At 61.8% G+C, this 13,710-nt stretch carries 17 protein-coding genes and 1 other RNA gene; 16 read left to right on the top strand and 2 right to left on the bottom strand.

Annotated elements, in window-relative coordinates:
- The first annotated feature begins 389 nt into the window (after positions 1-389).
- The 16 genes from IW252_RS02340 to IW252_RS02265 all read left to right on the top strand — a co-directional run bounded on the left by IW252_RS02340 (position 390) and on the right by IW252_RS02265 (position 12,786).
- Positions 390-1,616, top strand: coding sequence for a CpaF family protein (locus IW252_RS02340; RefSeq protein ID WP_196835103.1), 1,227 nt, complete (start codon positions 390-392; stop codon positions 1,614-1,616).
- Positions 1,613-2,467 carry a type II secretion system F family protein gene (locus tag IW252_RS02335; protein ID WP_196835102.1) on the top strand — a complete coding sequence of 285 codons (855 nt, stop codon included), beginning with the start codon at positions 1,613-1,615 and terminating at the stop codon, positions 2,465-2,467. The genes IW252_RS02340 and IW252_RS02335 overlap by 4 nt, the downstream gene beginning before the upstream one ends.
- A gap of 296 nt (positions 2,468-2,763) precedes the next feature.
- Entirely contained in the window at positions 2,764-3,405 is a 642-nt protein-coding gene (locus tag IW252_RS02330) for a type II secretion system F family protein (RefSeq protein ID WP_231365871.1), read from the top strand.
- Between the two features lie 66 nt (positions 3,406-3,471).
- Entirely contained in the window at positions 3,472-3,660 is a 189-nt protein-coding gene (locus IW252_RS02325; RefSeq protein ID WP_331271547.1) for a hypothetical protein, read from the top strand.
- 71 nt (positions 3,661-3,731) lie between these two features.
- Complete coding sequence (locus tag IW252_RS02320; protein ID WP_331271546.1) at positions 3,732-4,124, top strand: TadE/TadG family type IV pilus assembly protein; 393 nt, start codon at positions 3,732-3,734, stop codon at positions 4,122-4,124.
- A complete protein-coding gene (locus tag IW252_RS02315) occupies positions 4,117-4,587 on the top strand; it encodes a hypothetical protein (RefSeq protein WP_196835100.1) in 471 nt (156 codons plus the stop codon). Before IW252_RS02320 ends, IW252_RS02315 begins: the two co-directional genes overlap by 8 nt.
- 2 nt (positions 4,588-4,589) lie before the next feature.
- Entirely contained in the window at positions 4,590-5,018 is a 429-nt protein-coding gene (locus tag IW252_RS02310) for a hypothetical protein (protein WP_196835099.1), read from the top strand.
- Positions 5,019-5,035: 17 nt separating this feature from the next.
- Complete coding sequence (gene prfB, locus IW252_RS02305; protein ID WP_196835098.1) at positions 5,036-6,154, top strand: peptide chain release factor 2; 1,119 nt, start codon at positions 5,036-5,038, stop codon at positions 6,152-6,154.
- Between the two features lie 91 nt (positions 6,155-6,245).
- A complete protein-coding gene (locus tag IW252_RS02300) occupies positions 6,246-7,028 on the top strand; it encodes a CoA transferase subunit A (protein ID WP_196835097.1) in 783 nt (260 codons plus the stop codon).
- A gap of 3 nt (positions 7,029-7,031) precedes the next feature.
- On the top strand, positions 7,032-7,676 hold the full coding sequence (locus IW252_RS02295) for a CoA transferase subunit B (RefSeq protein WP_196835096.1): 645 nt from the start codon (positions 7,032-7,034) through the stop codon (positions 7,674-7,676).
- Between the two features lie 186 nt (positions 7,677-7,862).
- A complete protein-coding gene (gene ftsE, locus IW252_RS02290; RefSeq protein ID WP_196835095.1) occupies positions 7,863-8,666 on the top strand; it encodes a cell division ATP-binding protein FtsE in 804 nt (267 codons plus the stop codon).
- Entirely contained in the window at positions 8,663-9,577 is a 915-nt protein-coding gene (ftsX, locus tag IW252_RS02285; protein WP_196835094.1) for a permease-like cell division protein FtsX, read from the top strand. The genes ftsE and ftsX overlap by 4 nt, the downstream gene beginning before the upstream one ends.
- 73 nt (positions 9,578-9,650) lie before the next feature.
- Positions 9,651-11,147, top strand: coding sequence for a M23 family metallopeptidase (locus tag IW252_RS02280; RefSeq protein ID WP_196835093.1), 1,497 nt, complete (start codon positions 9,651-9,653; stop codon positions 11,145-11,147).
- A 75-nt stretch (positions 11,148-11,222) separates the two neighbouring features.
- Complete coding sequence (gene smpB / locus IW252_RS02275) at positions 11,223-11,714, top strand: SsrA-binding protein SmpB (protein ID WP_196835092.1); 492 nt, start codon at positions 11,223-11,225, stop codon at positions 11,712-11,714.
- A 96-nt stretch (positions 11,715-11,810) separates the two neighbouring features.
- Positions 11,811-12,186, top strand: a transfer-messenger RNA (tmRNA) gene (gene ssrA, locus IW252_RS02270).
- A gap of 171 nt (positions 12,187-12,357) precedes the next feature.
- The gene (locus IW252_RS02265) at positions 12,358-12,786 is read left to right on the top strand and encodes a DUF2568 domain-containing protein (protein ID WP_196835091.1); all 429 of its coding nucleotides are present in this window, start codon (positions 12,358-12,360) and stop codon (positions 12,784-12,786) included.
- Positions 12,787-12,825: 39 nt separating this feature from the next.
- Here IW252_RS02265 and IW252_RS02260 read toward each other — a convergent pair whose 3' ends face one another.
- Together IW252_RS02260 and IW252_RS02255 are read right to left on the bottom strand one after the other, a co-directional pair.
- Positions 12,826-13,212 (bottom strand): fluoride efflux transporter FluC, encoded by a 387-nt coding sequence (locus IW252_RS02260; RefSeq protein ID WP_196835090.1) that lies wholly within the window; start codon positions 13,210-13,212, stop codon positions 12,826-12,828.
- Positions 13,209-13,706 carry a fluoride efflux transporter FluC gene (locus IW252_RS02255; protein ID WP_196835089.1) on the bottom strand — a complete coding sequence of 166 codons (498 nt, stop codon included), beginning with the start codon at positions 13,704-13,706 and terminating at the stop codon, positions 13,209-13,211. The genes IW252_RS02260 and IW252_RS02255 overlap by 4 nt, the downstream gene beginning before the upstream one ends.
- Between the last annotated feature and the right edge of the window lie 4 nt (positions 13,707-13,710).

Here is a 13,710-nt window from a genome sequence, read left to right as displayed (position 1 = left end):
TCTCGAGGTCTTGGAGCTGCCGATCGCCGTAGTAGAGATTCTGTGGTGCACCAAGCTGCGTCAATGCCTCTGCCAGCTGCCCCCCGGGGATGTCACGGCAGGTGTCGACGGCAAAGATCCGCGTCTTCTGGGGATACGACAAGTGGTCATCCAGATAGATGAATCCGCGCACTGTACTCCTCGCTCGATGGAATCGGGATGCGCTCATGAGCCTAGGAGCAATAGGACCGTCGGTGACGCGACAGGAGTTGACCAGTGGACGGTGCGAGTTATCCACAGATTGTGATCATGTAGTTGTTTATGCATCCCATGGGTCGATAGCCTCGTGAATGCCAAATTCTTTGGATGGATGAAATGGAGCTCTGCACGAAGGGCCGGAGGGAGGCGTGGTGGACGGTGTTCGTATCGTTGAAGATGAAGTCCGGGAAGTAATCCGTCTACGAGGTCTAGACCCCTCGCGGGAAAGCGCGGAAGTTCGCCGCATCGTGTACGCGGCAGTCCGTGATTATGATGAGCGTTCGGTGAGGGGGACGTTGCCGCGGCTTGGCGCCCTCGACGAAGTCACCCGGCAGGTCTTTGACGCCGTCGCGGGCTTCGGTCCATTGCAGCCACTGCTCGATGATCCTGAAGTTGAAGAGATTTGGATCAATAGCCCCACCGAAATCTTCTGTGCCCGAGGCGGAGTCAGCGAGCTGACGTCAATCCGGCTCACTGCTGACCAAGTGGAAACGCTCGTCGAGCGTATGCTCAAGCCTTCTGGGCGGCGGCTCGACCTGTCGTCGCCATTCGTTGACGCCGCGCTGCCTGACGGCTCGCGGCTGCACGTCGTGATTCCGGACATCACCCGACGCCATTGGTCCGTCAATATCCGCAAGTTCATTGCCAGGGCACAGCGACTAGATCAACTGGTGGAGTTGGGATCACTGACGCCTGGAGCGGCTCAGTACCTTCAGGCGGCTGTATCGAGTGGCATGAATGTCCTCGTTTCTGGCGCGACTCAAGCTGGTAAGACGACCATGCTCAATTGCCTGACGTCGGCCATCGGAACTCGCGAGCGAGTTGTCACGATCGAGGAAATTTTCGAGCTCAAGGTTAATCGTCGGGATGTGGTTGCTTTGCAATGTCGGCAGGCGAATCTTGAAGGCGGAGGTGAGGTCACCATGCGGCGTCTCGTCAAAGAGGCACTGCGCATGCGACCTGACAGAGTCGTTGTTGGCGAAGTTCGGGAGGCTGAAGCCCTGGATATGCTCATCGCCATGAACGCAGGGCTGCCAGGCATGGCAAGCCTCCATGCCAACAGCGCACAGGATGCGGTGACGAAGATCTGCACGTTGCCGCTTCTTGCTGGGGAGAACATCACGCCACACTTTGTGGTTCCCACCGTCGCTTCCAGCATTGATTTGGTGGTCCATTGTGAGCGGACGGCGCAGGGGCACCGACAAGTTGCCGAAATCATCAAGCTGGGCCACAGAGTCGAGAACGGCATCATTGAATCTTCTACGGTGTTCTCACGGACGAACGGCGAGCTGACGGCAAATCCGCAGGCTGACTTTCATCACGAGAAACTGGTACGAGCTGGCGTGGACATCAGCGCCTTGGCTGAGGTCATGTCGTGAGTCTATTGCTGGGATTCTTGCTCGGCCTGGGCCTGTTCTTGGTGTGGCGTTCGCTTTGGGTCATTCCGCCGCACGACCGACGGCCACGCCGACGCGGACGGGCAGAGTTGTTGATTCTGCGAGCTGGAGTCAACAATCTCACGGTTCGTGGATTGATCGCCGCGTCGGTGATCTGTGCTGTGGTCAGTTTTTTAATCGTGTTGCTGGTTACGGCTGCGCCGCTGATAGCAGCGGTTTTCGCCATTTTCGGTACCTCAGTTCCGTGGGTGATCTTGCGGTGGCGCGCTGGCAAGAGGTCTGCAGCGCTGCGTGAGCAATGGCCAGAGGTTGTTGATCACTTGCGCTCAGCCATTCGTGCAGGACTGCCGCTGCCTGATGCTCTGGCCCAGCTCAGCACGCAAGGTCCGCCTGACTTACAGCCGCACTTCCGTGAATTCGCGTTGGACTATCGGGCGAGCGGTCGCTTCCGTGACGCGGCCGAAAAACTACGGCATCGATTGGCGGATCCCGTGGCGGACAAAATCATCACCGCGTTGCTGATGACACGCGAAGTAGGTGGATCCGACCTGGGTCAGATGCTGAGGACGCTGAGCGTTTTCTTACGTGAAAGTGCTCGGACGCGCGGCGAGCTCGAGGCTCGTCAGTCGTGGACAGTCAATGCCGCGCGCCTTGCGGTGGGTGCTCCGTGGGTCATTCTGCTGCTCCTAGCGATGCAGCCGCAGGCTGTCGAGGCCTACTCGACGTGGACGGGGGCCGGCGTACTGTTGGGCGGACTTGTCGTTTCCCTCGTCTGCTATCGCATCATGTTGCGGATTGGCGCCTTGCCCGAGGAAGAGCGGGTCATCAAATGAGCTATCCGATGGCGTGGGCACTCACCTTGGGAGTCTGCCTGGGTGCTGGTCTGTGGTTGGCACTCATGCGGCTCCCCGCCATGCGCCGTATGACATTTGCCGAACGGGTGGCGCCACAATTGCGCGCGCATGTCGTCGGCTCCCGAATCTTGGGTGGGATACGTGCCGAAGCCTCCGGTCTGGGACCTATCGGAAGTGTTTTTGGTCCGCTCTTAACCGATCTCACGCGGTGGCTCCACCGCGTGAATCCGGCATCCGGGACGTTAGAGTCGCGCTTGCGAAAAGCGGGTCTGCGAATGACCGTCACCGAATTTCGGGCGGAGCAAGTCGTGTGGGCTGGTAGTGGATTCCTGCTCGCCGTCGCATGGACGGTTTTCGGAACCCTCGCCGGGACGACGCATTGGGTCTCTGCGGTGATCCTCATAGTGGGGGCGACGATGGCCGGCTACTTCTTGCGCGAGTGGTACCTCGGAGAACAAATTCAGAAAAGAAGCCGACGAATTCTCCATGAGTTTCCCAGTATTGCGGAATTATTGGCGCTTTCCGTAGCCGCGGGCGAGACGAGTTCTGGCGCTATTGAGCGCATTTCTCGCCTTGTCGACGGCGAATTGGCTGACGAGTTCGAGCTAACCCTCGCCGATTTGAGGGCCGGAGCGACGTTGAGCTCGGCCCTCGGCCGACTTGCGGATCGGGTTGACCTTTCCGCGATGACACGTTTCGTGGATGCCATCACCGTAGCGGTGGAGCGGGGTACGCCACTGGCGGAAGTCGTCAGAGCCCAAGCCCAAGATGTGCGCGACGCAGCTAAACGCGAGCTGATGGAGACGGCTGGTAAGAAAGAAATTGGAATGCTGGCTCCGGTCGTCTTCGGAGTCTTGCCGCTCACGATTGTGTTCGCGGTCTTTCCCGGGTTGTCCCTCATTGACCTCAACCTCTAACGCATCAACAAGGGAGAAAAAGTGAAGAACTTGATTCGACATGGCGGCCTCGGACACGTCGTCCTCATTGCCTTGCTTACGGCCGTGATTAATTTGAGTCAGCGTATTCGTCGAGAAGAACGGGGTGACGTTCCGGGATGGGTCATGATCACGCTGATGTCTGCGGTTCTCGTTGCGGCACTCCTGGCTATTGCCGGTCCGCGGCTCAGTGCCCTGTTTGAGCAAGCCATCGACCGAGTTTCCGGACTCGGTTAATCGACGTCGACGGTTAGACGAGGTCATTGCACGTGGATACCACACGAGCACGGCGCTGGGGTTGGGTCAGAATTTCTCGGATTCGACGATCGACCGCTCTTGACGGTGGGTCAGCCGTCGCCGAGTTTGTGATGACCGTGGCTGTGCTGACTGCGGTCTTTCTCGCAGTGCTTCAACTCGCGCTGGTGCTCCACGTGCGCAATACCCTCATGGACGCGGCGTCGGCCGGCGCCAGGTATGGTGCGCTCGCCGACCGGACCGTCGAAGAAGGGGCGATGCGGACGGCGGATATCGTTTCAACCTCCCTGTCCCCGCGCTTTGCTGAGGATGTGTCCGCAACAGCCATTTCCGTCAACGGCCTTGAGGGAGTGCGCGTGGAGATCTCCACCCACATGCCGCTTTTGGGCTTCTTACCCTCGATGGGTCAGCTCAACGTTAGCGGAGAAGCAGTCGGCTATGACTAGGAATACGGGCTCTCAGGATGCGCAGAGGGACGAACATCGTCCCGGTCCGTGGGGCTGGTGGAAGGATGACGCCGGGTCGGCGATGGTCGAATTCACCATGCTCGGTGTCTTGCTGCTCGTGCCCTTGGTCTACTTAATTCTCACGGCGAGTCAGATCCAGGCAGCGAGCTACGCCGCAGTGGGTGCAGCAGACCACGCTGCCCACGCCTTCGTGCAGGCGGCGAGCGAGGAAGAGGCCCAGGAGTGGGCTCATGATGCGGCGCAGCGAGCAGCTGAGAACATGGGCGTCTCGGGCCAGAGAGTCGATTTCTCTTACACCTGTCACCCGACGTGTATGGACCGGGACGCTGTCGTGACCGTGACGATTACCGTGGACCTTGACCTTCCCCTGACTCCGCCCGGCGTTGACATGCGCGTCGGAACAATTGATGCGCAAGCCACCCGGATTTTCGGCGGGATCTAGGTATGAAGATTCGCGACAGCGGCGACGACGGGCAGACCATCATCCTGATCATTGGGTATGTGGTCATCGCCCTCCTGGCGATCAGCGCCATGTTGGCCGCCACGGCCGTGAACCTCGAGGCGCGTCGTCTTCAATCCGAGGCCGACTCTGTGGCCGACGCAGCGGCCCATGGCTCGGGCCTGGGCTCGGTAACCGCTACTGTGCTGACGACCTCTGTGGTCCGGGCGCGCAGTGAGCAGCATTTGGTGCGGAGCGGCGCGGCCGGACGCTACGAAAACCTCGAGCTTGAGCGGGCCACTTTGTCCGACTCCGGGACAACCGTGCTGATCCGACTCGAAGCGACGGTTTCACCGCCGATCATCGGGTGGTTTGTGCCGGATGGAATCGGGATTGGCGTCGACGCGAGCGCGCGTCCCTCGATCGACCAATGACGTAGTCTGGGAGCACCATGCTTATATCTGAGTTTGCCGAGGAGATCCGCGCTTTGCGCGCGACGTACGCGTCCATCGAGTCCGTCAGCGACATCGAACGAATCCGGGCCGACGTCGCCGACCTCTCCGATAAGGCCGGCGCCCCGGACCTGTGGGACGACCCCGACGCCGCGCAGAAGGTCACGTCCAAGCTCTCCCACCGCCAGGCCGAGCTGCGCCGCCTCGAGGGGACCGCGGCACGCATTGACGACCTCGAGGTCATGGTTGAACTCGCTCAGGAAGAAGACGACGAGGACACGCTCGCCGAGGCCGAGAAGGAGCTCGCAAGCCTCAAGAAGAGCCTCTCCGACCTCGAAGTCGTCACCCTCCTGTCTGGTGAGTACGACGAGCGCGCCGCCGTCGTGACGATCCGTTCGGGCGCTGGCGGCGACGACGCGACCGACTTCGCCGAGATGCTGCTCCGCATGTACCTGCGCTGGGCCGAGCGCCGCGGCTATTCGACCAAGGTCATGGACACGTCCTATGCGGAGGGTGCGGGCATCAAGTCAGCCACTTTTGAAGTGGACGCACCGTATGCCTACGGCACGCTCTCCGTCGAGGCAGGTACCCACCGCCTGGCGCGCATCAGCCCGTTTGGATCGGCGGACAAGCGCCAAACCAGCTTTGCGGCCGTCGAAGTCCTGCCACTCATGGAGGAAGCGCAGGAAGTCGAGATCCCGGAGAATGACATCCGCGTCGACGTTTTCCGGTCTTCGGGCCCTGGCGGCCAGTCGGTGAATACAACCGACTCCGCCGTGCGCCTGACGCACCTACCGACCGGCATCGTGGTCTCGATGCAGAACGAAAAGTCTCAGATCCAAAACCGGGCCGCCGCCATGCGGGTGCTGCAGACCCGACTGCTCCTCCAGCAGCAGGAGGAGGACGCTGCCAAGAAAAAGGAGTTGGCCGGGAATATCACGGCCAGCTGGGGCGACCAGATTCGTTCCTACTTCCTCTACGGCCAGCAGCTGGTCAAGGACTTGCGCACGGGATACGAGGTCGGCAACCCGTCCGTCGTCTTCGATGGCGACATCGATGGACTGATTGACGCGGGCATTCGTTGGCGCGCGGGAGAGCGGACAAATCCCACCTCGTAAAAGTTAGTGACCCTTAACATTTGACGCGGTTCTCGTTACGATCGGACCAGCGCGGCAACGACGCCGTAGCATGAGTCTGGTTGGAGGGTCGATGTCACTCGACAAAACGGTTGAATCCGCGGCGGTTGCCGTGGCGGACATACCGAGTGGAGCCACGCTGGCCGTCAGTGGATTCGGCCTCTCGGGCAATCCCATTGCGCTGATCGAGGCGCTGCGCGAGCAGGGTGCCAGCGAACTCTCGGTGGTGTCGAACAACTGCGGCGTCGATGGGTGGGGCCTCGGAGTGCTGCTCGAGGCCGGTCAAATCCGCAAAATGACGTCGTCGTACGTGGGTGAAAATAAGGAGTTTGCGCGCCGTTACCTGACGGGCGAGCTGGAACTTGAGCTGACGCCGCAGGGCACGCTGGCCGAGAAACTGCGCGCCGGCGGCGCTGGGATCGCGGCTTTCTATACCCGGGCCGGCGTCGGCACCCAAGTGGCCGACGGCGGATTGCCCCAGGTGTATGACGCCGAGGGCCAGGTGGTCCAAGCCTCGCAGCCCAAAGAAGTCCGAGAATTCGCGCCCGGAGGGACGGCCGCCGAGTACGTGCTCGAAGAGTCGATCGTTGCCGACTTTTCTTTGGTCCATGCATGGCGCGGTGACCGGCACGGCAATCTTGTCTTCAACATGGCGGCTCGCCAATTCGGTCCGCCAGCGGCCATGGCCGGCAGAATCTGCATCGCTCAGGTCGAGGAGCTCGTCGAGCCCGGCGAGATCGACCCCGATCAAGTGCACCTTCCGGGCGTCTACGTGCACCGCATCATCGAGGTTGGGACCGACATTGAAAAGCGCATCGAGAAGCGGACGGTCAGCCCGTCCGGGGGAGAGGGCTGATTCATGGGACTGAACCGTCAGGAGATGGCTCGTCGCGCGGCCCTCGAGCTGCGCGACGGCGACTACGTCAATCTGGGTATTGGCCTCCCAACGCTGGTGCCGAATTATGTACCCGAGGACGTGACCGTGGTCCTGCAGTCCGAAAACGGCATCCTCGGCGTCGGGCCCTACCCGGTCGAGGACGATGTTGACCCGGACTTGATCAATGCGGGTAAGGAGACCGTGACCGTCAAGGCCGGCGCCAGTTTCTTCGACTCTGCGACGAGCTTCGGGATGATTCGCGGCGGCAAAATCAATGCGGCCATCTTGGGTGCTATGCAAGTTTCCGCCACGGGGGACCTGGCGAATTGGATGATCCCCGGCAAGATGGTCAAGGGGCCCGGCGGTGCCATGGATCTCGTCCAAGGCGCTGAGCGTGTGGTCATCCTCATGGAGCATGTCACCAAGGCGGGGGAGCCGAAAATTCTCCCCGAATGTACGTTGCCACTGACGGGTCGCGGAGTCGTCGATCGGATGATCACGGACCTCGCGGTCATCGACGTCGAGCCCGACGGTCTGCGCCTCGTGGAAACTGCGGACGGGGTGAGTGTGGACGAGGTTCTGGCCGCCACGGCGGCCCCTCTCGACGTCTCACGCGTGCGCCAGTGAGTCGCAGGTTGGCGTCCTCGCCGAACTTGTGCGGCGGCTGATAACAGACTGATAACGACACGCGGCCACGCCTGCCCGGGGTGCGGTGCGAGAAACGCTAAAGTTCAAGTGCCGGTGCTGACACTTCCCCCAGCAAAGACCCGCGCGCTCAGCCGATAGCCGGTGGCTGGTGCGGGCAGGACCGACATGATCAGATTCGAAGACGTCACGAAGGTGTACGACGCGACCTCGCGTCCAGCCCTCGACGGTATTGACCTCGAGGTGGACCATGGTGATTTCGCCTTCTTGGTGGGCCCGTCCGGCTCCGGCAAGTCCACCTTTCTCCGACTCGTTCTGCGCGAGGAACGCGCGACGACGGGCGAGGTTTATGTGGCCGGCAAGAATGTGGCGCGCGTGCCGTCGTGGCGGGTTCCGCGACTGCGCCGCGGCATCGGCGTCGTCTTCCAGGACTTCCGTCTCCTGCCGAATAAGGACGTGTTCGGCAACGTAGCTTTCGCCATGCAGGTGATCGGCAAGAGCCGTCACATGATTCGCGAGACCGTCCCCGAGGTGCTCAAGCTCGTTGGCCTGGAGGGTAAGGAACGACGCATGCCGCACGAACTGTCGGGCGGTGAGCAACAGCGCGTGGCGATTGCCCGCGCCATCGTCAACAAGCCGGGAATTCTCCTCGCGGATGAGCCCACCGGTAACCTCGACCCCGCAACGAGCGTGGGCATCATGAACATTTTGGATCGCATCAACCAGAACGGCACCACCGTGGTCATGGCCACGCACGACGACGACATCGTCAACAGCATGAAGCGACGAGTGATCGAGCTGTCCGCCGGGCGCGTGGTCCGCGATGAAACAGGTGGTGAGTACACCGCGATGATCCCGGTCGTGAACGCGGATGGCACACGAGAACTGCGGCCCGCGAAGGAAGCGCAAGGCGAGGTCGGTTCCGGAAATCAAGCCATCGCTCCCTTCGACACCGAGGAGGACGAACTGTGAGGCTCGCATTCATCCTTGGGGAAATTGGTTCCGGTCTGCGCCGCAACCTGTCCATGGTCGTCTCCGTCGTCCTCGTGACCTTCGTGTCCCTCTCCTTCATCGGTGGCGCCGGGCTGCTGCAGATGCAGATCAATCAGATGAAGGATTTCTGGTACGACAAGGTCCAAGTCTCCATCTTCCTCTGTGCAGACAATTCGAGCACTCAGACGTGCGCGGCAGGTGCCGTGACGGACGAGCAGCGCTCCGCCATCGAATCCATGATGGATTCACCTGCTGTCAGCCAGTACGTTGAGAGTTACCAATACGAGACTCAAGACGAGGCGCTGAAACACTTCCGTGACCAGTTTGAGAACTCTCCCATCGTCGACACGGTGACCGCGGATCAGCTCCCGGAGTCCTTCCGAGTCAGCCTGATCGATCCGGAGAAGTATGAGGTCATCAACGAGTTGTTCTCCTCCATGGAAGGGGTTGATGTGGTGGTTGACCAGCGTGAATTGCTGGAGCAGATCTTCTCCATCATGAATGTGGCCTCGCTTGTCTCGCTCGGCATTGCCGCGGTCATGATCGTGTGCGCGGTGCTGTTGATCGCGACCACCATTCGCCTCTCCGCGTTCAGCCGTCGGCGCGAGACGGGCATCATGCGGCTCGTAGGCGCGTCCAAGCTGGTGATCCAGCTGCCCTTCGTATTGGAAGGCGTCATCGCTGCGCTCATTGGAGCTGCCCTAGCCAGTGGCGCCCTGTGGGCCGTGGCGCACTTTTTCATCGAAGGACATTTGGCCCAGCAGTATCCAGGAACGGCGTTCATCGCTAGCTCGGATGTCTTGGTGATCGCGCCAGCGCTGCTTGTTCTTGGCGCCGTACTCGCGGGTATCTCGTCAATGTTAACGTTGAGGCGGTACCTTAAGGTCTAAGATCTCGTTCCGGTCACGAGCCGGCTCGATCACTGCGGTGGCCTAGGCCGCCATCAATGAGGAAGGAACACCCTTGGCAGAGCAACGTAGCTGCACCCTTTCACGCGCCGTCCTCTCCGGCGCGCTAGCAGCAGTTCTCGCTGTTGGGTTGGGAGCCGCCGGAGCGACGGCGGATGAGATCGACGAGCTCAAGAATCAGATCCAAGAGCAGTCGGACCAAAAAGACCAGCTGGACGGAAAGATCAACGGACTCGAGACCGACTTGGAGTTCCTGGATAAGGACATTCAGGAAACCGCGGCCAAACTGCAGGATTATCAGTCGCAATTGCCCGGGGCCCGTCAAGCTCTCGCAGAGGCTGAAGGGCGCGTCGATATCGCGGCTCAAGAGGTCGCCACGCTGACACAGCGGGTCTCCGATGCCGAGCAGACGCGTGACGACCTCACGAGCGAGCTGGAGCAAGATCAGGCCAAGATCGATGAAACTCGCGAGCTCATCGGCCAGATTGCGACGCAGGCCTACAAGCGCGGGGGCGTTGATAACAACCTGAGCCTGATGCTCAATGCGGGGGAGAAGGGCAACCTCGCCGATGGCCTCGATCTCGCAGGACAGGCCCTGCGCAGTCAGAATGCCGTTCTGACGGAATTGAGCCAAAAGGCCGCGACAGAGCGCAATGCACAGGTCCGACTGGAAGCGGTCGAGGAAGAGATCCGGAGCCTCAAGGCCGAAGCCGAGGACGCGCTGGATCGGGAACAGGCGGCACGTGATGAAGCAGCCGCCAAAAAGCAAGAAGTGGATGGCCTGATTGCCGGAGCCGAGGAGCTCAGTGCTGAGCTCGAGGCCAAACGGCCGGAGATCCAGGACCAGATCAGCGCCTTTGAGCAGGAGCAGGAGCAGGTGATCTCCGACATCGCTGCTCGCCAGGAGCAGCTCAAGCAGGAGATCGCCGAGCAGGAGCGACGTGAGCGCGAGGAGGCGCGTCGAAAGGCCGAGGAAGCGCGCAAGGCTCGTGAGGCCGCCGAGCAGGCGCGGGCGGATCAGGCTGCGCAGGAGGAAGCTGAGCGCAAGGAACAGGAAGCCGAGCGCAAGGAAGAGGAAGCGCGCGAGGCGGAGGACAAGGTTTCCTCGCAAGATAGCTCGGTCAGCAGCTGGGGGCTGCAGAACCCCGCTGCGGCGGGTGCCTACATCACCTCAGGATTTGGATGGCGCCCGACTCCCTCCGGCACGATCGATTACGGGGGTGCCGGCGGGTACCTCCACGCTGGCATCGATTACGGGTTCGGCGGCGCCTGCGGACGGCCGATCTACGCGGCCGCGAGCGGCGAGGTCTGGTTTGCGGGCTGGGGCGGAAGCTCTGGCAACAAGGTCACGGTGAGCCACGGGGTGATCAACGGCAACGCCTTGGCGACGAACTACCATCACATGTCCGGATTCGCGGTCTCCAACGGCCAAAGTGTTTCGCGGGGCCAGGTCATTGGTTATGTCGGCACAACGGGCAATTCGACCGGCTGCCACCTGCATTTCGAGACGATTCTCAACGGGCAGGCCGTCAACCCACTGGGCTTGCTCTGAACCACCAGGCGGCGAGCGTCGCGTAGCATAGACGTTCTGTCATGCGTGCGCATCGAGTCTGAGAGGGAGGCTGTCATGGCAAAAAAGACCAGTGCCAAGGATCCGGCAAATCACGTTGTGGCGACCAACCGGAAGGCCAAGCACGACTTCGCGTTGCTAGAGCAATTCGAGGCAGGCATGGTCCTCACCGGGACCGAGGTCAAGTCGCTCCGCGAGGGCAAAGCGTCGCTCGTCGACGGATTTGCCCAGTTCTATGGGGACGAGCTCTTCATTGAGCAGATCTACATCCCCGAGTACCTCAACGGATCGTGGACCAACCATGCGGCCCGACGGCGTCGTAAGCTCCTCCTGCATCGTCAGGAATTGACCAAGATCCAACGCAAGCTGCAGGAGGCCGGCAACACCATCGTTCCGCTGCAGTTGTACTTCAAAGATGGCAGGGCCAAGGTCGAAATTGCGGTGGCGCGGGGTAAGCGCGAGTTTGATAAGCGGCAGACGCTGCGGGAAAAGCAGGACAACCGCGAAGCGCTGCGTGCGATGCGCGAGAGAAACCGTTACACGGCGTAGGGAATGAAACCACCCGGCGGATGCGTTAGACTAGGTACTTCCGCAGTTAGCGCTGCGGTGGTTTGAGGCGGGATACCGCCATTGACAACCGCATACGGGGATGATCGGTTTCGACGATGTGAGTCGCGTCAGGAGAAGCGGGCCGAGGATGCAGAGTTATCTCGTAAACGCTCTCTGCAAACCAATAAGTGCCGAATCTAAGCGCACTGACTTCGCTCTCGCTGCCTAAGCAGCCAGACAGTCCGTCAGCCAGGGGTTGCTATCGCCTCTGAATCTGGCGTCGTTTAGATAGCCACTGCTGAACGTATTCGTCATCGGTACGTTCGGGACTTTTAGATGACTGTGCCCGGAGGAACAGGCCGCTTGTTTGCGTGACGGCCTGAGGGGCAGAGAAACCTCAAAGCAAACTGCGCCCGGAGAAGACCAGGCAACACCTCATCGGACGCGGGTTCAATTCCCGCCATCTCCACGACGAACCCGCCCAAGCACTGCTTGGGCGGGTTTTTTGTTGCCCTTCCCGGCCGTCTCGGTAGCGCGCGGCCGCAGACCGCCGCGTGTGGTGTGACCTGACACCGGGGCCGACCGCAGCTAGAATTTCCAAACGTGTCACGTGGTCATGGTTGTGGGGAAGGTGGGTCGCTGGATGATCAAGGTCGCTAACGCGCTATCGTTCGTGCTCGAGGTCGCGTTGGTTGGTGCGGTCATCCTGTGGGGTATCCACGTCGTCGATCTGCCGATCGTGTGGGCGGTCCTCCTCTGTGGCCTGCCGGCCGTTATCGTGACAACCATCCTCCTGAGCGCACATTCCTCGTGGCGCTTGTTGTGGCCCGTGCGGCCGGTGGTGAGCCACGCGCTCTTCGCGGCCGCCGGCGTCGTCCTGATTGCGTTGGACTTCCTGACCCTTGGGTGGGGCATCGTGACCTTTACGGCGATCAGCGTGGTGTTGACCATACGCTTGCGGCGCGTATTGGGCGCCGCAGATCACCAAGTGCGGGCATCGAGAACGGCTGCGCGCGAACGGCGCGCCGCGGCCAAGGAGCGCCCGCGCGGCCGGCGAGCCGCCTCGAAATAGCCTTCGCGCTTGACGTCGATTTCCGGCTCGACATGAACTTTAGCGGATCAACACGTCGATCAGTGCCCATCCAGTGGCGGCCGAGGCGCCGCCGAGGGCGAGGTTCGCGAGGGCGTTGACGAGGGCGCGGCCGACGGCGCCCTCGAGCCAGAGGGTCATGGTCGTCACACTGAATGAACTGTACGTACTTAGCCCGCCGCAGAGTCCCGCTGTGAGCACGGGCTGGAGGGAGACGGCCGCTCCTTCGGCGGGTAGGCCGCCGAGCGCCGCACCCAGGAGTAGGCATCCAACGGCGTTAGCCGTGAGCGTCCCGAGGGGGAGCGTGGGCGAGCCGCGGGGAGTCAGCCGGAGATCGAGCCATACCCGTGCCACGGCACCGAGGCTCCCGGCGATACCGACGGCCAGGGCCAGCCAGAGCGCACTCATGAGCGTGGCTCCGCTGGGTCGTGGTGTGGCCGCGATCCGCCGTGGGACCAACGTCCACCGAGTAAGCCCGCGGCCGCGGCACCGCAGCACGCCAGCGCGGCACCCAGTGTCCAGATGATTGACAGGCCGGTGTCGCTGAGCTCCGCGCCCGACAGGGCTACGCCGGGTGTGATCACTGCGATCGCGGAAAATGACGTGAATGAGCCGAGAAGTCCGCCGGTGACCGCCAGCCGGAGCCGCCGTCGCCCGCCGTGGGTGATGCCGGCGGCCACCCACCATCCGGTCACCCAGCCCAACGCTAGGCATCCGACGACGTTGACCAGCACGGTCCCCCACGGTAGGGTGTCCCACTGCACGTGGCCGGCCTCGACCACGGGTCGCGCAGCGTCTCCGAGCAGATGGCTGAGTCCGTAGCGCAACAGTGTGCCCACGAATCCGGCGGCGGCAACTGCGGCAACGACGGGCCAGGTCATGCGCAACTGGTGATTCGACATGCGC

Source organism: Zhihengliuella flava (genome assembly GCF_015751895.1).
Taxonomy (GTDB): Bacteria; Actinomycetota; Actinomycetes; order Actinomycetales; family Micrococcaceae; genus Zhihengliuella; species Zhihengliuella flava.
This window is presented reverse-complemented; position numbering and strand designations above follow the sequence as displayed.